General features: G+C 45.8%; 19 protein-coding genes and 1 riboswitch. Of the genes, 14 read left to right on the forward strand and 5 right to left on the reverse strand.

Annotated elements, in window-relative coordinates:
• The first annotated feature begins 288 nt into the window (after positions 1-288).
• The gene (gene ppk1 / locus JOD82_RS17160; RefSeq protein ID WP_029518237.1) at positions 289-2397 is read left to right on the forward strand and encodes a polyphosphate kinase 1; all 2109 of its coding nucleotides are present in this window, start codon (positions 289-291) and stop codon (positions 2395-2397) included.
• On the opposite strand, the gene JOD82_RS17165 is transcribed toward ppk1, so the two are convergent.
• A complete protein-coding gene (locus JOD82_RS17165) occupies positions 2357-3892 on the reverse strand; it encodes a Ppx/GppA phosphatase family protein (RefSeq protein WP_029518238.1) in 1536 nt (511 codons plus the stop codon). The genes ppk1 and JOD82_RS17165 overlap by 41 nt on opposite strands.
• Positions 3893-4108: 216 nt before the next feature.
• Between JOD82_RS17165 and JOD82_RS17170 the strand changes: the two genes are divergently transcribed.
• Positions 4109-4765 (forward strand): YheC/YheD family protein, encoded by a 657-nt coding sequence (locus JOD82_RS17170; RefSeq protein ID WP_165148519.1) that lies wholly within the window; start codon positions 4109-4111, stop codon positions 4763-4765.
• Between the two features lie 282 nt (positions 4766-5047).
• A complete protein-coding gene (sda, locus tag JOD82_RS17175) occupies positions 5048-5191 on the forward strand; it encodes a sporulation histidine kinase inhibitor Sda (RefSeq protein WP_007431918.1) in 144 nt (47 codons plus the stop codon).
• Positions 5192-5351: 160 nt separating this feature from the next.
• Here the strand turns inward: sda and JOD82_RS17180 are convergent, their stop codons facing one another.
• On the reverse strand, positions 5352-6356 hold the full coding sequence (locus JOD82_RS17180; RefSeq protein WP_165148522.1) for an NAD(P)/FAD-dependent oxidoreductase: 1005 nt from the start codon (positions 6354-6356) through the stop codon (positions 5352-5354).
• A 231-nt stretch (positions 6357-6587) separates the two neighbouring features.
• Here JOD82_RS17180 and JOD82_RS17185 point away from each other — a divergent pair, with 231 nt between their 5' ends.
• From JOD82_RS17185 to JOD82_RS17200, 4 genes are all read left to right on the forward strand, one after another.
• A complete protein-coding gene (locus JOD82_RS17185; RefSeq protein ID WP_209949705.1) occupies positions 6588-7778 on the forward strand; it encodes an NAD(P)/FAD-dependent oxidoreductase in 1191 nt (396 codons plus the stop codon).
• Positions 7779-7912: 134 nt separating this feature from the next.
• Entirely contained in the window at positions 7913-8419 is a 507-nt protein-coding gene (locus JOD82_RS17190; protein WP_209949706.1) for a MarR family winged helix-turn-helix transcriptional regulator, read from the forward strand.
• Between the two features lie 113 nt (positions 8420-8532).
• Positions 8533-9870 carry an HlyD family secretion protein gene (locus JOD82_RS17195; protein WP_209949707.1) on the forward strand — a complete coding sequence of 446 codons (1338 nt, stop codon included), beginning with the start codon at positions 8533-8535 and terminating at the stop codon, positions 9868-9870.
• Complete coding sequence (locus tag JOD82_RS17200; RefSeq protein WP_209949708.1) at positions 9867-11033, forward strand: ABC transporter permease; 1167 nt, start codon at positions 9867-9869, stop codon at positions 11031-11033. The genes JOD82_RS17195 and JOD82_RS17200 overlap by 4 nt, the downstream gene beginning before the upstream one ends.
• Before the next feature lie 186 nt (positions 11034-11219).
• On the opposite strand, the gene hemQ is transcribed toward JOD82_RS17200, so the two are convergent.
• The gene (hemQ, locus tag JOD82_RS17205; protein WP_209949709.1) at positions 11220-11999 is read right to left on the reverse strand and encodes a hydrogen peroxide-dependent heme synthase; all 780 of its coding nucleotides are present in this window, start codon (positions 11997-11999) and stop codon (positions 11220-11222) included.
• A gap of 345 nt (positions 12000-12344) precedes the next feature.
• Between hemQ and JOD82_RS17210 the strand changes: the two genes are divergently transcribed.
• The 4 genes from JOD82_RS17210 to uvrC all read left to right on the forward strand — a co-directional run bounded on the left by JOD82_RS17210 (position 12345) and on the right by uvrC (position 17548).
• Positions 12345-13862 (forward strand): replication initiation and membrane attachment family protein, encoded by a 1518-nt coding sequence (locus JOD82_RS17210; protein ID WP_209949710.1) that lies wholly within the window; start codon positions 12345-12347, stop codon positions 13860-13862.
• 53 nt (positions 13863-13915) lie between these two features.
• The gene (dnaI, locus tag JOD82_RS17215) at positions 13916-14863 is read left to right on the forward strand and encodes a primosomal protein DnaI (RefSeq protein WP_025724035.1); all 948 of its coding nucleotides are present in this window, start codon (positions 13916-13918) and stop codon (positions 14861-14863) included.
• A 125-nt stretch (positions 14864-14988) separates the two neighbouring features.
• Positions 14989-15306: a thioredoxin gene (gene trxA, locus JOD82_RS17220; RefSeq protein ID WP_010347861.1), complete on the forward strand. Its 318-nt coding sequence runs from the start codon at positions 14989-14991 to the stop codon at positions 15304-15306.
• 160 nt (positions 15307-15466) lie between these two features.
• Positions 15467-17548 carry an excinuclease ABC subunit UvrC gene (gene uvrC / locus JOD82_RS17225; RefSeq protein WP_209949711.1) on the forward strand — a complete coding sequence of 694 codons (2082 nt, stop codon included), beginning with the start codon at positions 15467-15469 and terminating at the stop codon, positions 17546-17548.
• On the opposite strand, the gene JOD82_RS17230 is transcribed toward uvrC, so the two are convergent.
• Positions 17517-19247, reverse strand: coding sequence for a CPBP family intramembrane glutamic endopeptidase (locus JOD82_RS17230; RefSeq protein ID WP_209949712.1), 1731 nt, complete (start codon positions 19245-19247; stop codon positions 17517-17519). The genes uvrC and JOD82_RS17230 overlap by 32 nt on opposite strands.
• 261 nt (positions 19248-19508) lie before the next feature.
• Positions 19509-19661: riboswitch (cyclic di-AMP (ydaO/yuaA leader) on the forward strand.
• Positions 19662-20070: 409 nt separating this feature from the next.
• On the opposite strand from JOD82_RS17230, the gene JOD82_RS17235 reads away from it, so the two are divergent.
• Both JOD82_RS17235 and JOD82_RS17240 read left to right on the forward strand, forming a co-directional pair.
• A complete protein-coding gene (locus JOD82_RS17235) occupies positions 20071-21411 on the forward strand; it encodes a TrkH family potassium uptake protein (protein ID WP_209949713.1) in 1341 nt (446 codons plus the stop codon).
• 18 nt (positions 21412-21429) lie between these two features.
• Complete coding sequence (locus JOD82_RS17240) at positions 21430-22107, forward strand: potassium channel family protein (protein WP_028541455.1); 678 nt, start codon at positions 21430-21432, stop codon at positions 22105-22107.
• Positions 22108-22112: 5 nt separating this feature from the next.
• Here JOD82_RS17240 and JOD82_RS17245 read toward each other — a convergent pair whose 3' ends face one another.
• A complete protein-coding gene (locus JOD82_RS17245) occupies positions 22113-23018 on the reverse strand; it encodes a LysR family transcriptional regulator (protein ID WP_028541456.1) in 906 nt (301 codons plus the stop codon).
• A 226-nt stretch (positions 23019-23244) separates the two neighbouring features.
• Here JOD82_RS17245 and JOD82_RS17250 point away from each other — a divergent pair, with 226 nt between their 5' ends.
• On the forward strand, positions 23245-23919 hold the full coding sequence (locus JOD82_RS17250; protein ID WP_061830110.1) for a succinate dehydrogenase cytochrome b558 subunit: 675 nt from the start codon (positions 23245-23247) through the stop codon (positions 23917-23919).
• Positions 23920-23924 lie beyond the last annotated feature (5 nt).

Here is a 23924-nt window from a genome sequence, read left to right on the forward strand (position 1 = left end):
TCATGCCATTTGAAAATCAGCAATTGAACGTGGCTTCTAAGTGGTTACTACACATCATAACGAACATAAACAACTGAAAAAGAAACGGTTCTTCAATCTACTCTATGAAACAGACGTAAACACTGTACCGCTTAATGCTATTTTTGTAAAGCATCCGAATGACCTTTTCAAATATCCAGTTTGTGTTTACACACATTTTACATTGCGTTTACACTACTGTGATGCTAGTGCGTTTCATCTAATAGTACAATAAAGGGTAACTATACTGCATGAATTGATGGAGGCCATATGTTGATAGAGAGTCAGAATAAGGATAAAGCCGGGTCAGAACGTTACTTTAACCGAGATTTAAGCTGGATTGAATTTAATCGCCGTGTGCTTCAGGAAGCTCAGGATGCAGATACACCGTTGCTGGAGAGAGCCAAATTTTTGGCGATTGTATCTAGCAATTTGGATGAGTTTATGGCTGTTCGTGTTGCAGAGACGCGCGAGAAAATCAAGGCGGGTTTTATGCAAAAGGATTTTACGGGATATACCCCCTCCGGTTTGTACAAACGCCTGATCAAGCGTACTGTCTCGATGGTATCGGAACAATACCGGACCTATCGTGATATTTCTCGCCTCTTGACGAAAAAAGGTCTTTTACTGCTCGAATATGAAGACTTAAATACGACACAGCGCAAGTCGCTGGATGCATATTTTCATGAAATTATATTTCCGGTGCTCACGCCGATGGCGGTCGATCAGAGCCGTCCTTTTCCACTCGTTCACAATAAATACGTATATTTAGCGGTCGTTTTGAGACGTCCGGGGGATACGGAGGAGGATAAACCGCTTTTTGCCATTGTGCAGGTGCCTTCGAATATTCCACGTGTGGTTACAGTGCCGTTACGTTCCAATAGCAAGAAGAAATCATTTATTTTAATTGAGGAACTGATCAAGCATCATATCCAAACGCTGTTCACTGGGTATATCCCAGAGGCCGTTCATGCTTTTCGTGTGACACGTAACTCCGATTTATCCATTAATGAAGAAGAAATAGAAGATTTGCTCGAAGAGATTGAAAAAGAGCTGCGTCGAAGACGACGGGGCGCGCCAGTAAGATTGGAAGTAGAAAAAGGGATTCATCCCTATGCCCTGATGGAGCTTCAACGCGAATTCAAGCTGTTCGACCATGTTTTTGAGGTGGACGGGCCGTTGGATCTGACATTTTTATCGTCTTTTGCCGATCATTTGGAAGGGTATTCGCATTTGAAATTCCCGGCAATCAAACCACTGTATCCGGAAGAATTGCCCCCGCAGGAGGATATTTTCAACGTACTTCGCAAACGGGACGTGCTCGTGTATCATCCGTATGAATCATTCGATGCGGTAACTGATTTTATCATTGAGGCATCAGAGGACCCGGATGTGATGGCAATCAAAATGACCCTGTACCGTGTCAACGGGGAATCGAAGCTGATTCCGGCATTGGCACGTGCGGCCGAATCGGGCAAGCAGGTAACAGTGGTGGTGGAGCTGAAAGCCCGTTTTGACGAGGAACGTAATATTGCCTGGGCGCGTACGCTTGAAAAAGCAGGCTGTCACGTAGTGTATGGGTTGGTTGGCTTGAAGACGCACGCCAAAATCATTCTTGTCATACGCCATGAGCGCAACGCACTCAAACGATATGTGCATGTAGGTACAGGCAATTATAATGAAAGCACGGCGCGTGTGTATACGGATATCGGATTGTTTACGTCGGATCCAGTACTTGGTGAGGATGCCTCCGAACTGTTTAATGAAATCACGGGATTCTCTGCGCTCAAGACTTTGCAAGCTTTTACGGTGGCTCCAACGGGAATGAAGAACAAGCTGTTTGAACTCATCCGTAGGGAAGCAGAGCAAGCATTGGCAGGTAAGCCCGCCCGGATTATTGCCAAGATCAACTCCTTATCCAATCAGGAGATGATCGATGAACTATATGCGGCTTCCCAAGCAGGTGTGAAGATTGATCTTATCATTAGAGGGGTTTGTTGTTTGCGTCCCGGTGTGGAAGGATTCAGCGAGAACATACGTGTCATCAGTATTGTAGACCGCTTCCTGGAGCATTCCAGATTGTTTTATTTTGAAAATGGAGGGAAATCCGAGTTATTTCTGTCCAGTGCGGATTGGATGACGCGCAATTTGACCCGCCGAATTGAACTGATGTGCCCGATTTATGATGACGGGATCAAAGAAATGCTGGCAGATATTCTGCATTTATCGTTAAGGGATAATGTGAAGGCGCGCCAGCTTTTGCCTAATGGCAGCTATCAATTTGTGTCCAGAAACGACAAAGAGGCTCCCATCAGGAGCCAATCTGAAGCGATGAAGGTTAGAAATTGGAAGAAGGTAGAATGGACCACGACAATGTGAGGTTCCACGCCTTTTGGAAATCTTTCGCAACGGATTCTAGTTCTCGTTGTTCTAATATGGGTTCACTCTTGCTTTCCAAACGAAGATGCATTGCGTCATCCCCTGTAGTAGGATTGATGCTGGTAATCATTCCGGACTCACTCCGATCCATGCCAATCGCGAGCTGGAGCAGCGAGCCGAGCCGATGTACACGTTCCTCGTCGGAAGGCTCCAAAATATCCGCATGTGTGCGTAGCAAACGGGGGGTCCGGTTCTTGGGATGGTAATCCGCGATCAACGCGGCTAGTACCGTTTCCCTATGGGATAGACCGCCAATGCCTGCATGTAAGATCCAGAACACGGAATTCTGGCGAAAATGATAGTAATTCAAGGCAGCTCCCGTTTTGTAAAGAGTTGCTGCGGTCAGTAACAAACGTTTGTCCATAGCAGCTGAGGTTCCGCTAGCTAATGTGTCATAGAGCCGGACGGCGTACTCGTTAACCCGCTTGACATGCGCTTCGCTAACCGGGACAGCAAACGAAAGGATATTGCGAATGGATGTGATAAGCGGATTAGCTACCACGGGCTGTTCAGCGTTGACCAGCTCATGAAATAGGCCGTCTCGCAGACCCGCTCCACTGACCAGATACGCGGAGCCTTGAGCAGCTTCAAATATCGTTTTCAATATAATAAGACCCGGTACAATGATGTCGGCTCTGTCCTTGGACAGGCCGGCTGTTTTTTTGCGTTTTTCATAGGGAAGATGGGGCAGACTGCCATAGAAGTAATCGACATCTTCTATCGTCATTTCGTAATGGTGCGTCACAGGAAGTGAGTAATCCTGCCGCTTCTGATTGATTTTAGCCAAAGTACGCAGGGTCCCACCTAGCCCGATGAATGGCAGATCCGGATTGGAGAAGATCCAATCATGATTTTGCAGTGAAGAACGGACAAAGCTCTCCATTTCCTCAATCTGCTGAGGAGACCATTCGCCATTCTTGACCTCACGTCCAAAGCGCCAGTTCATATTGACGGCGCCAAAGGGAAATGACACCGTATGCAGTCGCTTTCGATCGCGGAACAGCGTAATTTCGGTACTGCCACCCCCGATGTCAATGATGATTCCATCACTCACATTCATAGTGTTCACTACACCCAGAAAACCGGCATAGCCTTCTTGCTCTCCGCTCAGTATTTCCAGTGTTAAATTTGTCTCCTCCGCAATCCATTGGACGATTTCGTCCGAATTCGTGGCATTGCGGATGGCTGCTGTTGCTGCTGCACGCATACGGACAACCCCGTGCATATGGCATACCGCCATAAATTGGCGCAGCAATGGAGCGATGCTTCGAATCGCCTCCCGTTCCATACGGCCGTTGGCCCCAACCTTTTCGCTCAGTCGGGCAGCTTCTTTGCATTCCTGCACAATGCGATAGGCTCCTGTCTCTGTCATTTCATAGATCACCAGACGTATGGAGTTTGAGCCAATGTCCATGATGCCAATTTTGCTATTCATGAGTTGACCTCCTTGTTGAAAAACGATTTGGCGGTAAATTCCGCTGTTCCGTGCAAATGGTAGTAGATTATTGTCATTGTACCAGTGATATTCGGTGCATGCTACCGTTCGCCATGATCTTGTCGAAATAGACACATGCCGCGGACAATCATCCAAGAATAGAACATTCCTGTTGAGTATGTATAAGTATACCTGACGGCGAAAGGAGAGGGTTAGATGAGACAACTTGCAAGCAAATGGCTAAAGACGAAGGCGCTGCTCCACCATCCACATACCGCCGTTTATATACCGGAAACCTGTCTATATAGTGAAGATCAATTGCGCATGATGCTGCGGCGGCATGCTTTTGTGTTTATAAAACCTGTAAAAGGAGGCGGAGGAATCGGAGTCATGCGTGTGGCAAAGGAGCGTAGGGGATACACCTGCACGCGTATGGAGCACACGCACCGGTTCAGTCATTTTAGAGCACTTGTAATCGGAATCCATAAGCTCCGAATCCAACGCCCATATCTCATTCAACAAGGGATCCAACTGGCAAGTATTCAAGGTAGACCTGTCGACTATCGAGTCAAAGTTGTGAAGGAAGGGCAGAGATGGGATTTTCGTGCGGTAGTTGCACGTCATGCTCGTCCCGGACTGGTCATTACGAATCTGTGCAGAGGGGGAACTTTGCTGAAGGGAACAGATGCGCTTCGAATGATATATCCCCGGCGGCTTGCTACGCGAAAGCGGCGAGAGATCATTGAACTTACACAGCGCTGTATTCCTGTGCTGGAAAAAAGGTTTCCTGGGATTGGACAACTAGGATTTGATTACGGGCTTGATCAGAATGGAAGGGTATGGATTTTAGAGGTTAATACAAGACCTCAATAAATTTCTGTTTTCTTCAATAAAATCCCAATTTAATCTATTAACAAGACGCTAAATATAATATATTTGTATAAATAATAAAAATATTTTTTTTGTGTTCAAGCTTCAAAATTCTGTGTATAAATATTGTCCACATTATCCCCTGTCACATATAAGGGTTAACGACACTTACCAACAATTTATACACAGGATTTCCACAATTGGCTGTGGATAACAGAACGCTTGTTCCGTTTTTGGTATTTTGATAGAATAGATTTTGAAATAAAAGGAAAGGTTGTGTCGAGGATGGCTATGCTGACGGATGAGATGCTTTTGGATTCCTATCAGATGGCAATCGAGCTTAAACTTGAATGTGACTTCATTGCACTGTTGCTGGCTGAAATTCACAAAAGAAATCTAGAGATGAATACAGCCGTAGTCCTTCATTAGACCGGACAAGCTCTCGTACTGCGACTGTAAAGTCATTCAGGGTTCGAATGGCTTTACGGACAATCACTGCAACGAATAGGCACACCGTAAAAAAGGGTATTTCACTCCAAACATTCAAATTTGGAGTAAAATACCCTTTTTTGTCATAGTCTAAACTAAACTACATTTTCATGTTACTGCTGTGACCAGGAGACAACTTGGCATCTGGATCTACATAGACCTTGGCGTTGTTGACTGCCGTAGGGGCTTCACCAAAGCCGACCGCAATCAGCTTGAGCTTGCCTGGATAGGTTGTAATATCCCCTGCGGCGAAAATGCCGGGAATATTGGTTTCCTGGCGAGAATCGACCACGATGGAATTACTTTCGATTTCAATTCCCCATTCAGCAATCGGGCCAAGTGTGGATACAAATCCAAAGTTAACGATCACATCGTCCACTTCGATTTCCTGTGTTTCTTTGGTTTTTACATGAGCAAGAGTGACTTTCGTAATCGTGTCTTCTCCATGCAATTCTGTAATTTCCGTTGGTGTAATAACATTTACTTTGGATGCGAGGAGGTTTTCGACACTGTGTTCATGCGCACGGAATTTGTCGCGGCGGTGAATCAATGTAACCTGTTCTGCAATTGGTTCCAGCATGAGTGCCCAGTCTACGGCAGAGTCACCGCCACCACTGATTAGCACTTTTCGGCCTGCAAATTTGCTCAGGTCGCTAACAAAGTAATGCAGGTTCGTTTTTTCAAAATGTTCGGCACCTGGAAGCTCCAGTCTGCGCGGCTCGAAAGCACCAACACCAGCGGTAATAATAACCGCCTTACCATGATACTCGCCACCTTTGTCTGTTTTTACAATGAAGTGGCGTTCTTCTTTTTTCTCTAACGATACGACTTTCTCTTCTAGCTGCACTTCTGGATTAAAGTGGTTCATTTGTTGAACCAAATTGTTGACCAGTTCCTGTGCAGTTACTTTAGGAAAGCCAGCAACGTCATAAATATATTTTTCAGGATAAAGGGCTGCAAGCTGGCCGCCCAGTTGGGGCATACTTTCAATTAAGGTGACGGATGCCTGACGCATTCCTCCGTAAAAAGCGGCGAAAATACCGGCTGGACCGCCTCCAATAATGATCAGATCGCGGATCTCCGCGCCTGTGGATTGAGTTGTCACTCTAAAAACACCTCCGAAAGGGATAGTATGGAATTTGTAATTATTGAATCAGCCGCATAGAGGTTCAGATAGCCGCCGAACGCATGATTCACTGTTTATCATTATAAACTGCCAGGTTCCGCTTGCAAAGTTAAAGCTATTAATATTTGATGAAGACTTTTTTGTGAGTGTAAATTAACCGTTTTGAGAGAACAGCTTCGAATAATTATGTATATCGGAAGGGGTAAAAGCATGAGCAGTATTCCCAAAATTGTCATTGTGGGCGCCGGATATGGCGGTATATTGACGGCTCAGCAATTGCAAAAGGAGCTCAAGCACAATGAGGCGGATGTCACGCTGATCAACCGTCATGATTACCACTATATTACGACACATCTTCATATGCCTGCGGCAGGTACGGATACGATTGAGCATTCAAGGATTCCGATTGCGCAGCTAATCGATGAGTTCAAGGTGGATTTAGTCAAAGGAACGGTTAAGGAAATCATACCAAAGGAGAAAAAAATCGTGCTGGAGGATGGCTCGCTCTCCTATGATTATTTGGTCATTGGACTAGGCGGGGAGCCAGAAACATTCGGTATTCCGGGAATGGATAAGTTCGCGCTGACGATTCGCAGTATTAACTCGGTTCGCCTGATTCGGGAGCATATTGAATACCAGCTGGCCTTGTATAAAAACGACGGTAAACCAGGTCGCCTCAATTTCGTCGTAGGGGGCGCTGGTTTTAGCGGTATTGAGTTTGTAGCGGAGTTAGCGGATCGTTTGCCACAGCTGGCTAGAGCGTATGACATCGATTTTAACCGAATTCAAATCATTAACGTCGAGGCGGCTCCAACGGCACTGCCAGGGTTCGATCCTGAGCTGGTGGAGTATGCGATGGATGTCCTTAAGCGAAAAGGGGTCACCTTCCGCATTGGAATTCCGATTAAGGAATGCTTACAGGATGGTGTAATCGTTGGTGAGGGTGAGAAAATCGAAGCCTGCACCGTGGTCTGGACGGGAGGAATCCGTGGGAACGGATTAATCGAGAAAGCTGGATTCGAAGTGATGCGCGGAAGGGTGAAAATCGACGATTTTCTGCGTGCACCGGAACATGATGACATTTTTATTATCGGGGACAGCTCCTTGATGTTTAATCCCGAAGGACGCCCTTATCCACCGACGGCCCAAATTGCGATGCAGCAAGGGGTCCTTTGTGCCAAGAATCTGGCCGCTACTCTTCGCAAAAAGGAACTGCACAAGTTCGTATTTTCCAACAAAGGGACGGTTGCTTCTCTTGGAAAAGGCGAAGCCGTCGCTGTGGTGGGTAAGCGCAAAATAAAAGGTTGGGTGGCCGCACAATTGAAAAAAATTGTGGATCTCCGCTATCTGTTCATCATTGGCGGAATTCCACTGGTACTGAAAAAAGGACGGTTTTTCTAAGGCAAAAAGGTTTCCATGACTCCTAAAAAGGAGCTTGGAGACCTTTTTTATTTCAATGAACAAAAAAAGATATTGACTCATAACTATTCGACGTCGTATAGTATGATTACTAATTACAGAGGGGGAGCTTCACATTGAATTCTGATTTTAAAATCAATGCCGATCCCAGTAGAATACATTTATTGACTGAAAAGTTTCCAAATGTGGATTCCCGATCGTTGAATACGTTAGTACTTTTCGTGCAGACAGCTCACGAGGTGTACAATGGGGTGTCTTCCAGACTGTCTGAGTATGGGGTATCTATTGGAAATCTTAAAATTCTAATGCCTTTGTATTTGTATGACCGTTCATTAACTCCGTCCGAGTTGGCTGAGTATTCCGGAGTTACACGTTCAACAGTAACCAGCGTAATTGACAAGCTGGAACGGGACGGGATCATCCGAAGAAGTACGTTGTCGGATCGACGTATGACCGCGATTTCTTTGACTGATGAAGGAAAACAGTTAATGACGGAAAGAATTCCACTGTTCATTCAGCTTTTTTCGGATTTGATGAATGAATTTACGCAGGAGGATCATGATCTTTTTGCAACACTCTTACAGAAGCTTTCCTCAGGTGTTGAACGGATAAAACAGGAATAATCAAATTTCCCGGCTTAAATAGTTAGACGTCGTACTATCAGGCTCCTTATTTGTTTTTGACTATTATTTTTAACTATCATTGGCTAAATCATCATGAAGGAGAGTTTATTGTAATGAACAAAAAGATCATCGTGTACGTTTTACTTGTTGTCGCGTTAGGTACCGGGGGTACGCTAATGGCAATGAGCGGCAAGGATGCTGTGAGTATGGCAGCCCAACAAAAAAATACACTGCTTACGGCAGATACCGTGAATGTTGCTTTTCAGGGCGTAGGGGGAAGAGTAAACACGATTGAGGTGAAGGAAGAACAACAGGTGAAAAAAGGGGATGTGCTCATGACCCTCGATCCTGTAGACCTTGATTTGCAAATTGAGAAATTAAAAACGGATATCGCACAGGCTGATGTGAAAATAAAACAGGCTAAAGACGGGTTGCAAAATCAGTCGGAGAAAATTTCGAATTCAGAAAAACAGGGGCAATTGGATATTCAAGCCGCGCAAGCGGGAGAGTCCTTATTAAACCAAGGCACACGTGCGGAGGATATTGTAAGACAAAAGCTGGCTATTGAAGCAGCACAGCAATCGTTGGACGCAGCTCTGACAGGAGTAGAGACAGCCAAAAGAAATGCGGAAATTGCACAAAAAACAGTATCATCCAGACAACAGGCTCTGGACTTGGCTAAAGTGAATTACAACCGTATCAAAGCGTTATATGATGCCGGAGCTGGAACCAAAGCAGAACTGGATAACGCTAAAAACCAACTGGATAATGCCCAAATCGCGTTAGATACAGCTAAGGATCAGGTTGAAATTGCCAATAACCAGATTACAGCGGCTAGCAAACAATCGGACATTGCTAAAAATGGGATCGCTCAGCAGCAAACCGCTTTGGATAAAATGGAGGCTGGTGCAACTACTGAGGAACGCCAGCAGGCTCGTATCAAAACAGAAAAGGCCAAGGAAGCCTTGACTCAAACCTCGCAAACACGAAAAGATGTTAAGAATAGCGAATACAATGTGGATCTTCTGGCTCAACAAAAGCGGGCATTAAGTGTTCAACTCAAAACTTTGGAATTGCAGCGGGGACGTATGGTGCTGAAGGCATCTACAGATGGTAAGGTGTCGCGTATTGTACCTAAAATGGGAGAGATTGTTTCTACGGGGGCAACGGGCGCCGTTATCGAAACCAGTCAGCTATACTACGATATTTATGTGGGTGAGGATTCCATGTCACAGTTTAAAGCTGGGGGAAATGTGACTTCGCACGTTATAGCTTTAGATAAAGATGTCCAAGGCAAGGTGAGGTACATCACTTCTGCTCCTCAGTATACCAACATGAGAATGAGTCGGGACAAAGGTCTGTCGGATATAAGCTCCTTCCAAGTACGGGTGGATGTTCAGCGCACATCTGAATTATTACCTGGAATGACGGTAGAGGTTGTGACGAAATGAAGGCTTTTATAGAAGAATGGAAGCTGTTGATCAGCGGTAAGATGGTTTTTGTTATGCTGCTCGTTCCTATCGTAGTAGCTGTAGCCTTTGGATTTGTTTTTAAAAATAATCAGCTTAACGATGCCTCTGTAGCTGTAGTCGATTTAGATCATAGCAGTTATAGCCGACAGCTTATTAATAAATTAGATGCATCGCAGTATATTGATGTACGCCATGTGCAAGAGAATGAAGCTGATCCGAATTTACTTTTATATAATGAAAAGTTTTTTGCGGTGATTTACCTTCCAGCTGGGTTGGAGGAAAATAGGATCAAAGGAGTTCAGAGCAACATCGGTTTTTATGTGGATAATACGGTAGGTCAGGCTACGGGAAATCTACGCTCGGCAGTCACAGAGATTATGGCGACGGAAAATGCGATGCTGGCTGGTGGTGGACTAAAGGGCATGGGAATGAGTGACAGCCAGGTTACAGGGCTTACTTCTAATATGTTGCTTCAGCAGCGTCTGTTATATAATCCTACCAATGCTACTTTGATGACTTCGGTTATGGGATTCATTAATACGGTCATGATTTCACTGATTGGTGCTACTGTACTGACAATTGTCCCGCGATTGCGGGAGCAAGGTAGATTAAAAGAAGAACTCCAACATTCGTATGGATTGATTCTTAGGGTGTTACCGTATGCGTTAGTAGGATGTGTCTCCTTTTACCTGTCCATTGGTTTACTTAAGCAAATTGGCGGACTACGCTTTGAAGCGAATGTATGGCAGCTCAGTATTCCATTTCTCCTGTACACGATTACGCTGAGTTTGTTTGCGATGGCTTTAGGGTGGAATGCTGCGAATCCTGGAAAAGCTTCCCCACGTCTCATGCTAATTATACTGCCTTCGTTTTTACTGAGCGGTGCTCAATTGCCAGTGGCTATGCTGCCTCCATCGCTGCAATATGTAAGTAATATCCTACCATTAACTTGGCATTTTAAGTTTTTGAGAGGTATGGGCTTCAAAGGTGGGAGCTTAAAATATTTTATTCCCGAGTTGGGAGGCTTTTTGGTCTTACTAAGTGGTTTGCTGCTTATTATCTTTATCCTGATCGCTTTGGAGAAAAGAAAGCTGGCGAAAAGTGAGGATACATCCGTAGGGGTCGAGCCTGTGCTGCAATAATCGGAGATATCATTCCTTGGCTATGACTGGCATTCATAAAGAATACGATTTAATCAGGCACCCGTGAGGGGCCTTTTCTCTTCTATTATAGCTTTAGGTCTTATAAAAAAAGGATTCCGTCGTCCCGAAAGTGGGAGTTCGCGGAATCCTTAATTGTATGCTGCGAATGGTACTGACGGTTGTGCTTTACAGCTTCAACATGTCTTCAAATGTCTCTTCATTCAACACACTGCCGACATAGAAGGAGCCGAATTCACCGTAACGGGCACTGACTTCATCAAAACGCATTTCGTAGATTAGCTTCTTGAACTGAAGTGCGTCATCGGAGAACAGTGTTACACCCCATTCCCAATCGTCAAAGCCGACGGAACCGGAAATGATTTGCTTTACTTTGCCAGCATAGCTGCGTCCAATTAAACCGTGGCTACGCATCAAGGTGCGACGCTCGTCCATCGAAAGCATGTACCAGTTGTCATCCAGATCACGTTTTTTGTTCATTGGATAGAAACAAATATAACGGGCCTTGTTTAATACAGGCTTCAAGCGTGCGACAATTTGTGGATTTTGCATAGGATCTTCATCCTTGCTCAAATAATTACTTAGTTCCACCACACTCACATAAGAGTAGGTTTTGGTTGTATATTTGGCGAAGGTTGTTTTGTTAAAGTCATTTTCCAGTTTATTGAGGTCCTCCAGCGTTTCGCGCAGGTGCATCATGACAAAATCAGCCTTTTGTCCGACTATAGTATAGACAGCTGAGCTGCCCAGACCCGCTTCCTCGGTAGTGCTCCATTCCTTCATAAACTCTTGAAGCTCATCCAGTGCTCCAGCACGTTCCTCATCATCTGCGGTTTTCCATGCTGTCCAGTTGATGGACCGGAAATCGTGAAGCGCATACCAGCCTTCCAGTGTGGAGGCTACTTCGTTAGGTGTTGCTGGGGTTTGTTGTGGTTGATGTTGACTCACGATCTACACTCCTTTACGATCTGTAAATGATAATCGGCTTAGCCGAACTATGTGTACTTCCTTATATCTTTCCTGTATCCAATACGTGATGCTTAACCATTATATTGTAGCTCAAAGTAAAGCTTTTCACCAATGAAAGAAGTGTGAAGAATTTTATTTTTACCATGATGCAGGTCACAAAGTCATAAAATAGTTAGTATTCTCGAAAAAAGTAGAACTCAGACGAATATGGCTGCCAAAAAGGAGAACAATTGCCCTTATTTTGTTGGCCCCACCAGAAGGCAAGTATGATAGAATAGAAAAACATCTTGGAGACCGTTATGTCAGGAAAGGAAGAATGTTGGAATGCGGATGAAAAACCTGCTGCACTATACTGAGAACCACCGCTATTGCGTTTATCGGGAATTTGGCTTGAGCGCACTGGATGAATTGATGCTGGGAAGCGTCTATCAGCCGATGGTAGGCGCATTTGCGGTCAGTCTGTATCGACTGTTGTTCCAGCATGTGCCAGTTGGACAAATTGGTTATTCGCCGTTGGAACAGCAGCGTCGCCTTTTTCTGACACTGGGACTGGAGCCGAGTGAAAAGGGACGCAAGTATTTGATTGAACAGACCTCCAAACTGGAGGCCGTCGGTCTGTTACAGACGTCCAGGCTGTATGCACCCGAAACGGACGACTATATGTATGAATATGAGATGCAGCCGCCGCTCGCACCTGCTGAATTTTTCAGAACGCAGCATCTCACCCTTTTGTTGAGAGACAAAATCGGTAAGTTTGCAGTGCTTTCTCTGAGAGAATCATTGTGGAGCAGAGAATCTAGCGAATGGTCGCAATCTTCCTATAATAAAGAGAATATTTCGATTCCATTTTATGAGTTATTTGAACTGAATACCCATGTTATAGATTATGAACTGGAGCAGGCGCTGTCCGAGGTGTCCACTAGCCGTCAGACTGGACCAATTGCGTCAGAATCGGAGGAAGCATTGAATTATGCAGATATTATTCTCCGTTTTCCGCGTGAATCTGCCAATCGTAAGCACGTGGAGCGTCTTCGGTTTGAGCACGAGCAGTTAGGCATGGTCAATTACGTTGTTCGCAAATTTGATCTTTCTGTACAGGATATTAGCCGATTGCTGGATGAGGACGGTATTTTTACCGAAGCAGGCGACTTGTTGCTTGACGAGCTTCAACTTCGGGCTAGCCAACACTCCAGACAGGATCGGAAGCGGCAGGAGGAGCAGCAGGTACAAGCCGCCAAAGTGGTCGCCTTGCGCCAGAGGGAAACTTCCACATCTGAAGAGCCGCCTGCAGAACAGGCTGTGGAAATGGAATTTTATGTGGAGGTTCCACCACAATTCACAGCCAAATGTGACATTCACCAGTATAATATGATGTTGCGCAACGAGCCTTATCGTCGCTTGTTGCAAACCTTTTTCCCCGGCACGGTTCCCGGTAACCTGCTGGATATATTCGAGAAAATTGATATCAGCTATAAGCTGCCCGGTGAAGTCATCAACGTGCTGATCCATTATTTAATGTCACTGCTCGTATCTGGGAGCGATCAGCGGATTAACCGCAACTTTGTCGAGGCCGTTGCTTCCAACATGCTGCTTAAGCAGGTAAACACTTATGAAAAAGCCGTTCAATATATAAGGGATCAAGCCAAAGTAAAAGGAAAACAGTCCTCTGCTTCTCCTTCCGGCGGCCGATCCCGCGCGTATGCCAAAAATAACGGGCCAGCCAAGCCATCCATTCCAATCGTTCAAGATCAACCTTCCGAGGAGTCTGTATCTGAGGAAGAATTGGATGAATTGCTGCGTCTGGCCGAACGAATGCAATCCGGAAAACAGAAAAAGGTGTAGATAGATTTTAAGGTGTCCATAACTCTGCACATTTTAAGAAAGGAGGAGCGTTCTTGGAATCACTGGGCGATTTGCTACAGCAGATGCAGAACCCTTCGTTTCGCCAGCGCACTCGCAATGTAGCCGATCAAGTTCTAAATGATCCGCTCGTACAGGAGTTTTGTGCTGCACATCCTGATGTCGACGAAACACAATTGCGACTCAACATGAGCATGCTCTTTCAGTATGCCCGGGATCGTCGAAATTGCGACAATTGTCCGGGGCTGGAACGATGTCCTAACGATTTTCAGGGCCACTTTTGCAAGCTGGGCGTGGAATATCCGAATGGAACAGCCGAAATCGTGGACATTCGGACCCCATGTGCGAAGTTGGTTGCTTCCCAACATGAACAACGGGTGCGTCAGCGAATTAAAAGCTTTTATGTGGATGAACGGGCACTTCTGGAGGGATATAACGCTCTTGAGATTGCGCGTAAGGATTCACAACGTATGCCTGCCGTCACACAGCTATTCCGTTACATTGAAGAAACGAAAAGTCAGGGTCTATCCAAAAAAGGACTGTATCTGGAAGGTACGTTTGGTACGGGTAAAACTTTTTTGATGGGCTATCTATTGCACGAGCTGGCTCTGTCGGGTCTGAACGGTGTGATCGTGTATATGCCTGATTTTGTGGAGGACTTAAAGTCCATGATTCAGGATGGACAGAAGCTGAAGGAAACGACCGAAATGCTCAAAAATTGTGATCTGCTCGTATTTGACGATATTGGTGCCGAAAATTTAAGCCCGTGGGTACGGGATCATGTGATGGGTTCTATTTTGAATTACCGAATGAACCGCAAACCTACTTTTTATACTTCCAATTATTCGTTGCAGGGGCTGGAGAAGCATCTCAGCTTTACGAGCAAGGACGGAGAGGAAATGTACAAAGGACAACGCTTGATGGACCGGATTCGACCTTTTGTAGATGTCATTACCGTAAAGGGAAAAAATCAGCGGGGGTAAGCGTTTTTCCGTCTGCTATTTTGATATCTTACAATTAAAAGACTATTGTGATATAATTAAAAGGTGTCGAAACAGACATTACAGGTTATAATAATCTTGACTTTTCTATAAAGGAGGAACATACAATGGCAATTGTTAACGTGTCCGATCAATCCTTCAACGCAGAAGTCGAAGGCACAGGAACCGTTTTGGTTGATTTTTGGGCGCCATGGTGCGGTCCTTGCAAAATGATCGCTCCTATTCTGGAGGATCTGTCCACAGAAGTTGGCGACAGCGTCAAAATCGCGAAGGTGAACGTGGATGAAAATCCAGAGTCTGCTTCCCGTTTCGGCGTGATGAGTATTCCTACCCTGATCGTCTTCAAAGACGGACAGCCTGTCGATAAAGTGGTAGGTCTGAACTCCAAAGAAGCACTGAAAAGCATGCTTACTAAACACCAATAATCATCGCATGTGACCCATGCTCCCGCGGGGGCTTGGTGGAGCGGCCATGAAAGGTCAATGCCTCCGGTTGTAAATACCGGGGGCGTTTTTGTGTATTATTCCTATATATTATGAGTAGTTAGTTGAGTAATCATTAAGAATGGAAGGAGGAACCGGGCGAATGAAACCTTATGCGGAGGACTTGCAGAATCAGGAGAAGGCGCTGGAGAACATACGGCACAAATTAGCGTTACTGCCGGATGCATCAGGCTGTTATCTGATGAAGAATAGCGAAGGCACCATTATTTATGTCGGCAAGGCCAAAGTGTTGAAAAACCGGGTCCGTTCCTATTTTACAGGTAGCCATAACGGCAAGACGCAGCGATTGGTTTCCGATATCCGTGATTTTGAATATATCGTTACAGGCAGTAATATGGAGGCGCTCATTTTGGAGTGCAACCTCATTAAAAAGTACCAGCCGCGTTATAACGTGCTATTGAAGGATGATAAAACCTTTCCGTATTTGAAAATTACGAACGAGGCACACCCCAAGCTGGAGGTGACCCGTCGCGTTCTGAAAGATAAAGCAAAATATTTTGGACCGTACCCCAATTCCTACGCGGCACATCAGACGAAGAAGCTGCTTGATCGTATGTATCCGTTACGCAAGTGTGGTGTAATGCCCAAGGAAGTATGCCTGTATTATCACATGCATCAATGTTTGGGGCCTTGTGTGAAAGAGGTCGAGAAGGAAACGTATGACCAGATTGGTCAGGAGATTGGTTCCTTTTTAAGCGGGGGACATGAGGAAATTAAAAAGGATCTTCAGCGTAAAATGCAGGAGGCCGCAGAGGAATTGTACTTTGAGCGGGCCAAGGAGCTGCGAGATCAGATTATCAGCATCGACGCGATGATGGAAAAGCAGAAAATCACCACATCGGATGCGAAGGATCGAGATGTATTCGGTTTTTCAGTAGATAAGGGCTGGATGTGTGTACAAATCCTATATGTCCGCAAAGGTAAAATGATCGAGCGCCATATGTCGACTTTTCCTTTCTACGGTGAAGCTTACAGTGATTTTATGTCCTATGTGACGCAATATTATAGTGACAACCCGGCAGTGCCGCAAGAAATATTGCTGCCAGATTCTCCTAGGCTGATGCAGGCAGAACAGGTCAATGTCGATCAACCGGTTGCGGCAGAAACTGTACTCCACAGTGCAGCTACAACCGATGCTACCGGACAGACAGATGAGAAAGCGATACAAACGGAGACAGAGCCTTCTGCTGACTCATTGCTGGTGGCTGAAGAACGAGCGACTTATGCAGCAACAAATCAAGACCAAGTTGGTGACCAAGATACCGGAGTAAAGGAAACAGAAACCCAACTATCCGGTGGACTGGAGGACCCGAGTACGGCGGCTCTCGCTCTGGCTGAATGGTTGGATGTAAAGGTACTTGTACCGCAGCGTGGACTGAAAAAGCAAATGACAGGCATGGCGACGGAAAATGCACGTGTTGCTTTGGACGAGAAGTTTAAGCTGATTGAGCGGGATGAGGAACGGACATCCAAAGCTGCAAGCAATCTCGGACGTGCCATTGGGCTGGATAGCTTGCACCGGGTGGAGGCGTTTGATAACTCCAACATCCAGGGTTCCGATCCAGTCTCAGCCATGATCGTGTTTATTGATGGCAAGCCTGCCAAGAAGGAGTATCGAAAATATAAGATCCGTTCTGTGCAGGGACCCGATGATTATGAAACGATGCGTGAGGTTATCCGACGTAGATATGAACGTGTGCTTAAGGAAAATTTGGAACGTCCCGACTTGATCGTTGTCGATGGTGGACGTGGACAAATTAAGGCGGCGACCGATGTATTGCAAAATGAGCTGGGTTTGTTCATTCCTGTGTGTGGTCTGGTGAAGGATGCCAAACATAGAACTTCCCAACTATTAGTGGGAGAGTCCTCTGAGGCCGTGACACTTGCACGCAATAGCGAAGAATTTTATCTGCTGCAACGGATTCAGGACGAGGTTCACCGTTTTGCCATCACGTTCCACCGCGAGCAACGCGGCAAATCTATGGTAACTTCCCGGCTGGACTCTATTCCAGGCATCGGCGAGAAACGGCGTAAGTTACTGCTTAAGCATTTTGGATCGCTCAAAAAAATAAGAGAGGCCAGTGTCGAAGACTTCCGGCCTCTCTCTATTGGGGATAAGCTTGCGCGTCAGATTATAGCTGCCCTTCGGGAGGAGGAGTCGTAGAATACGGCTCCTCTTTTTTTATAGGTTCAAACATAATTCGATTTGGCTTTTTAGGACTAAACCAATAAATGATGTAACCCACGATGGCTGGAAGTAAGATCCAGAATAGACCAGCGCTCACATTCACAGTGTCTCCCAGGCTCATCACACTAAGTCCCATTAAAATGCTGTCAAAAATAACGTGGCTGAACATGGCGGCAATAAAGCCGTAACGCAGGAACACAAAACTGAACAGCAAACCAAGAAAAGTCAGCTCAATAGGTCTGGAAATCACCGGATAGATTGGATAAAGTGTATGTCCCAGTGCCCAAATCAGCGTGGTGATCAGACACGCAACAAAAGTATTTTTTACTATTTTTTTGACCATCGGAATACCAAACAGACGGTAGACAGTCTCTTCTCCAATACCTGCCATCCAGGCCATAATCGGCAGTAGCCATGGATAAGCCATATTATAAGGGGATTGCGTGGCATCTGTGGTGGAGAATGTATTAAATGTGCGCTCCAGTATAAAGAACAAAATGGATTGTACCCCGAGCAAAATAAAGGCCCACAAGTAGCCAACATACATACTGCGAAGCACATACAGCCCGTAGCCCGGCTCTTTCGCACGCGGCCATGCATTCAGTCCAACCTGACGCATAAGCCCGTCACCGCCGACCAAGGAGAAGTAGAGCGCTACAGCCATGACGAAGGTAACACCAATCTGGAAAACCATAAGAAATATAAGCATGCCCTTACCGCCTGCTTCTGCTTGCAATAAAGGCAGCATGTTCATGGTCCCAGCTATACTAGCAATAAAGTATACAACGGATAGAACAATGCCGCGTACAAATGAAGTATGTCGTCGGGTGAGTGACGCATACACAATGGCAAGTACACCCAGTACAAAGCTAAATAGGGCATAACCCGCATAGGTCATCAAATTCGCCCAAAATGTTTGCTTTTCGATATAATCGGTATAGGACGACGGGGCCGAAAAGCTTTGGGTGAAGGAGCGAACATCACCGTCTTCAAAAGTAAAAGCCAGTGTAAGTACCGAGGCGCCGATTTTTTTATCGTCTACGGTATACTTTAATCCGCCTTCTTGTTCAGTGGTCGAGAGCTTCAAATCCGACGGCTTAAAGCCAAAGCGCTTGACCCATACTCCGGCCGCCTGCTCCTTGGCTTCGAGCGTCATGCCGTCCTCAGCCACACGTACAAGCCTGTTACGTGCTTGTTCATCCGTAGAAATATCAGCCTGTGTGTAATTGGTATTGGAGGTGATCCGTTTAAAGCTAACGACCTTCCCAGTGGATAAATCCACATGAATTTGCAGTTTACTCTTCGCTGAGGATTCAGGCAGATCGACCCGAAAGGTTTCGTAAGGGTAACGTTTTTTCCATGTACGGTCGTACTGTTGAAGCAGTTTTTCTCTAGATAAATAACCGTACAAATCTGTTTCGGCCTGATAGGTCACGACAGGCTCCTCAGGCTGTGATTCAGTATAGCCCAGCTCGGAGCGGGCGAAGTCCAATGCGTGTATGACCGCTTCTTGTTTGCTGATGACCTTTGCGTTCATTACTGATTCTGGACTCGGATTGCTAAGCGAGGGAATAAGCAATTGAAAGATAAAAAAGCAAATCAGGCCAATCCCGCCCAGCAAGCCTAATTTTTTGAAGTTGGCCGTGAGCACGACCGGTTTCCCGATAGGATTCATGAGTTTCCTCCTTAATCTGTAAATAAGAACATCCATTAAAGATATCATACTGCACAGGTTCCCGCCAACAGACCAGCGATATTCATGAAAATAGAGTGAAAGCACTTTAAAGTTCCAATAAAATTAGATAAGCTGCGATTAAACGATGCCCATTCGCAAAATAAAGCCAATTTCACGTTTTTTCGGCGAAATTGGTTTTGTGATCTGGATATAGAAGGATTATAATCTTGAGGCAATGCCTATGAAATACATAGGTAATGATATACAGTTGAGCCGAATTTCTATGGGAAAACGGGGGAACCATGTTACTGGGGTGAATTTTACAACCGATCCTGCTGGATCGGAAGTGTAAATAGGGCATACTGTGCTGCCCGAATCCGTCAGCTAACCTCGTAGGCTATGAGCAGGAACCAAGTCAGGCACTCGGTTTTCCGGTGTCTTTTTTTGTGCGTATAAAAGTGTTTGGATTGGTTAGACCGCTGCGGGTGCAGATTATTCTTCCGATTGCTGTTATCCCCGGATTTTTTGATTGTATACCCCCTTTAATGGTTAAAATCCGGAGATAAAGGCAAACGCTTCGCTTCTTCAGAACAATTCTGCCCCTTTCGCTACTGCCCGCCAATAGCACAGGGGGCCGAGTAGTGCTTGACATGCATTCTTCCTGTATTCAGGGAATGCTAATTATAGTTACTTAAGGTTTGGAAAAATCAAAAAATTCAGGGGCAACGACGATCGGAAGATCAAATGGAACGCGTAGCGAGCTTACACCGTATTAAATCACTGTTTTTATAGTTTTAAGGATTAGGAGAGAAGTGATGAATAGATGAATCCCAATGCAAGCTGGCTTCGGCTTTCTCCACCGCAGATATTCGTTGCGGGCTTTGCCATTATCATTCTTATAGGTAGTTTATTGTTAATGCTGCCGATCTCCAATACAACAGGAAAGCCACTTGCGTTTATAGACGCTTTGTTTACTGCCGCCTCTGCGACCTGTGTAACCGGGCTTGTCGTAAAGGATACCGGGCTCTTTTTTACCACTTTTGGTCAAGTTGTCGTCGTTGCGCTGATCCAGATCGGCGGTCTTGGCTTTATGACCATGGCTACCTTGATTGCACTGGTGTTCAAGCGTCGGATTTCCTTGCGGGAGCGTCTCATTTTGCAGGAAGCGATGAATCAGACTTCTGTAGAGGGAATTGTCGGGTTAATCCGTAAGGTATTACTGTACTCACTGGTTATTGAAGGCGTATGCGCTACGATATTCTCGGTTCGCTGGTCCTTTGATATGCCTGTAGGCAGGGCGATTTATTTTGGAATCTGGCATGCCATCTCCATGTTTAACAATGCTGGTTTTGATTTATTCGGTGAATTTCGCAGCTTGACAGGTTATGTATATGATCCGATTGTTAATTTTACCGCAATGTTTCTAATTATTTCTGGCGGCATTGGTTTTGTAGTGATGTCAGACCTGGCAGAATATCGCAAGCGCAAGAGACTGTCCTTGCATACCAAGGTGGTACTCAGCATGACGGGCGCTATGATTGTAGTCGGCACGCTCGTGATTTTTGTATTTGAGTTTACGAATCCAAAGACTCTTGGCTCGCTTGATTGGGGTGGTAAGCTACTGGGATCTTTATTCCAGTCCGTTACTCCCCGTACCGCAGGTGCCAATACGCTGGACATCGCAGGCTTGCGGCAGGCTACGCAGTTTTTTATCATCATACTCATGTTTATTGGGGCTTCCCCTGGCTCCACTGGAGGCGGGATTAAGACCACAACATTCGCCCTGCTCATTGGAGCAGTGATTTCGATGCTGCGGGGGCGGGAAGATATTGTACTGTTCAAGTACCGACTTGCGCAGGGACGAATTTACAAGGCTTTGACCATTACACTGCTGGGGTTGCTGTTCGTGATCGGGGTGACCATGATTTTGTCGGCAACCGAAGATCATCATTTTCTGATGATCTTGTTTGAGACGGTGTCTGCGTTTGGTACGGTGGGGCTGTCGATGGGGCTTACACCTGATTTAACAGTCATAGGTAAGCTGGTGATTACCCTGACGATGTTTGCAGGTAGACTGGGGCCACTCACGCTAGCTTATGCACTGGGGCCGAAAAAGGGTAAAGAATTATATCGTCATCCGGAAGGTAAAATGATTATAGGATAAGGGAGTTTTCGAGTAGATATGAAAACGCAGCAGTTTGTAGTTATTGGCTTGGGGCGGTTTGGCTCAAGCCTGGCTTTGCAATTGGTGGATATGGGGTGCGAGGTGCTAGGCATTGACCGGAATGAGGATGTTGTGGACAGTATGAGTGAGATGTTGACACATACTGTCGTGGCGGACGCTACCGATGAAGACTCGTTGCGATCACTGGGCATCCGTAATTTCGATTGTGGCATTGTTGCTATTGGTGATGACATTCAGGTAAGCATCCTCACCGCCATTTTGCTGAAGGAGCTGGGTGTGAAAAAAGTTGTAGCCAAAGCCATATCTGTGCTGCACGGGCGTGCGTTAGAAAAGCTCGGTGTGGACCGGATTATTTATCCAGAACGGGATATGGGTATCCGGGTGGCTCACCAGCTAGTCACGCCTAATTTGCTCGATTATTTGGAGTTGTCTAAGGAATACAGTATTGTGGAACTCAATGTACCTGCATGTCTGAATGGCAAAACGCTAGCAGAGCTAAATGCCCGTACTCGCTTTGGTTGTAGCGTCGTGGCGCTTCATACAGCGAACGGTATCCTGATCGCACCGACGGCTATGGATCGGCTAAAAGCAGACGATATTATGGTCATCATCGGTTCGAATGACAATATCGGTCGCTTTGAGGATGAGGTTGTTAATGTTAATGAAGAGGATTAAACCCTCTACACCATACGGTAGCCTGCAAACGAAGCCCGTGTCTCGCTAATCCAGCGTCGTGCTGTCGGACCGAGATCGGTCGTCTCCGAGTAAATGAGGGAGGTCGTTCGGCGTGTCTCCTTCAAATCGGGCAAGTACAATGCAGTGAGTCCATTATCCCGCAATAGTTCGCTACGCAAATAGGATTTGGGCAGCAAGGCTGAAGCCTTACAGGTTGGAAGCAGGCGTACAATCGCCTCGAAAGAGTCGATTTCCATACGGATATCCGGCATGATGCCGCTGCGCTGGAACAAGTCATCCGTCAGACTGCGGTACCAGGTCCCTTTGGAGAAAATAATCATCGGCAATCCTTGCAGATCTTTCATCGAGGCTGTTCCTGTCTTGACCGTTAATTCATGTCCGATGGGAACGACGAGCTCCAAATGATCATCAAATAGCGGAATGCAACGCAGTCCAGCTTCATGAATGGCAGACCCGACAATACCGGCGTCTGCTTTTTTGTCACGTACAAAGGCGACGATTTCATGGGTTTTACCGGTGAGCAGCTTCAGCTCGGTTTGAGGATGCTTGCTCATGAAAGCTTCGACGAGGGTAGGCAGCGTCGTTTGGAGCGTCGTGAGGCTTGCGCCGAGTGTAAGCATACTCTGGGCTTCATTTTTGTGCTGGGACAGCTTTTGTAAAAAGCGAAGCTGTCGTTGCCGTTGCTCTAGCGCGAATGTATAAACAAATCGGCCAGTGGACGTAATTTCGAGCCGTTTGCCCCGACGATCAAAGAGATTCACACCCAGCTCTTCCTCCAGCTTGGCAATTTTGCGAGACAGGGCAGGTTGGGACAGATTCAGCAGTTTGGAGGCTTTATTCAGGCTGGACTGCTCGACAATGACGGCAAAAGCGTTCAAATCCTCAAACAAATCATCCACTTCCTCTCTATATGCAAAAAAGACATAATAATTAATACGTATATTGCAATTCCATTATAAGCCGAAAAGGAGTAACATGAAAGCGACACAAGATGTTCACACTTTTGTTTTTCCTTATAAGGGACACCTTGTTGGACATTTCCTGTCGGAAACTGTCAATTTATATGTTATATTACTATTGAAAACGCTATTATCGGGAGAAGGGAGCATGACCTAGATGAGAGGATTTTATTCCAGAAAGCTGCATTCGCTTCTTGGCGTCATTCCGCTGGCTCTATTTTTTGTTGAGCATTTGGTGACGAACTTCACAGCGGTGGAGGGCGGCAAGGAAGGATTTAATCGCAGCGTGGCCTTCCTGAATGGTTTGCCACTGGTTATTGTGCTAGAAACGTTATTCATCTACTTGCCATTACTGTTCCACGGAATTTATGGCTTGTATATTGCTTATCAGGCTGACCCGAATGTCAAAAGATTCGGCTATTCACGTAACTGGCGCTTTCTGTTCCAGCGTATTTCCGGCGTCATTACATTTGTATTTATTATCTGGCACGTATACGACACGCGCTTTCAGGTGGCTCTGGGTAATGTAACCCATGAGGAGCTAGGCGGAGTCATGCATGGCATCGTGACGAACCCGGTTTATTTCATTTTGTATTTAATCAGTGTCGTTTCGGCATCCTTTCACTTTGCTAACGGACTGTGGGCATTTATGGTTAGTTGGGGGATTACCGTGGGACCACGTGCGCAAAAAGTATCTTCTTATATCTGTATGACCCTGTTCGTGGTGGTGTCTATCGGCTTCATCGCTTCCCTGCTTGCATTCCGCAGTGCGGAATTTCAGGAAACGGCAACTGCCTTGGTGCAATGCGGCGCTTTTAAACAGCTACTATAAACGAC

The sequence above is a fragment of the Paenibacillus sp. 1182 genome (genome assembly GCF_017833915.1).
Taxonomy (GTDB): domain Bacteria; phylum Bacillota; class Bacilli; order Paenibacillales; family Paenibacillaceae; genus Paenibacillus; species Paenibacillus polymyxa_D.

Coding starts and splice junctions, on each gene's coding strand:
- uvrC (WP_209949711.1), top strand. CDS start 15,467: ATGAAACCTTATGCGGAGGACTTGCAGAATCAGGAGAAGGCGCTGGAG.
- JOD82_RS17200 (WP_209949708.1), top strand. CDS start 9,867: ATGAAGGCTTTTATAGAAGAATGGAAGCTGTTGATCAGCGGTAAGATG.
- JOD82_RS17170 (WP_165148519.1), top strand. CDS start 4,109: ATGAGACAACTTGCAAGCAAATGGCTAAAGACGAAGGCGCTGCTCCAC.
- sda (WP_007431918.1), top strand. CDS start 5,048: ATGGCTATGCTGACGGATGAGATGCTTTTGGATTCCTATCAGATGGCA.
- JOD82_RS17165 (WP_029518238.1), bottom strand. CDS start 3,892: ATGAATAGCAAAATTGGCATCATGGACATTGGCTCAAACTCCATACGT.
- JOD82_RS17250 (WP_061830110.1), top strand. CDS start 23,245: ATGAGAGGATTTTATTCCAGAAAGCTGCATTCGCTTCTTGGCGTCATT.
- JOD82_RS17240 (WP_028541455.1), top strand. CDS start 21,430: ATGAAAACGCAGCAGTTTGTAGTTATTGGCTTGGGGCGGTTTGGCTCA.
- JOD82_RS17195 (WP_209949707.1), top strand. CDS start 8,533: ATGAACAAAAAGATCATCGTGTACGTTTTACTTGTTGTCGCGTTAGGT.
- JOD82_RS17185 (WP_209949705.1), top strand. CDS start 6,588: ATGAGCAGTATTCCCAAAATTGTCATTGTGGGCGCCGGATATGGCGGT.
- JOD82_RS17230 (WP_209949712.1), bottom strand. CDS start 19,247: ATGAATCCTATCGGGAAACCGGTCGTGCTCACGGCCAACTTCAAAAAA.
- ppk1 (WP_029518237.1), top strand. CDS start 289: ATGTTGATAGAGAGTCAGAATAAGGATAAAGCCGGGTCAGAACGTTAC.
- trxA (WP_010347861.1), top strand. CDS start 14,989: ATGGCAATTGTTAACGTGTCCGATCAATCCTTCAACGCAGAAGTCGAA.
- JOD82_RS17210 (WP_209949710.1), top strand. CDS start 12,345: ATGCGGATGAAAAACCTGCTGCACTATACTGAGAACCACCGCTATTGC.
- JOD82_RS17235 (WP_209949713.1), top strand. CDS start 20,071: ATGAATCCCAATGCAAGCTGGCTTCGGCTTTCTCCACCGCAGATATTC.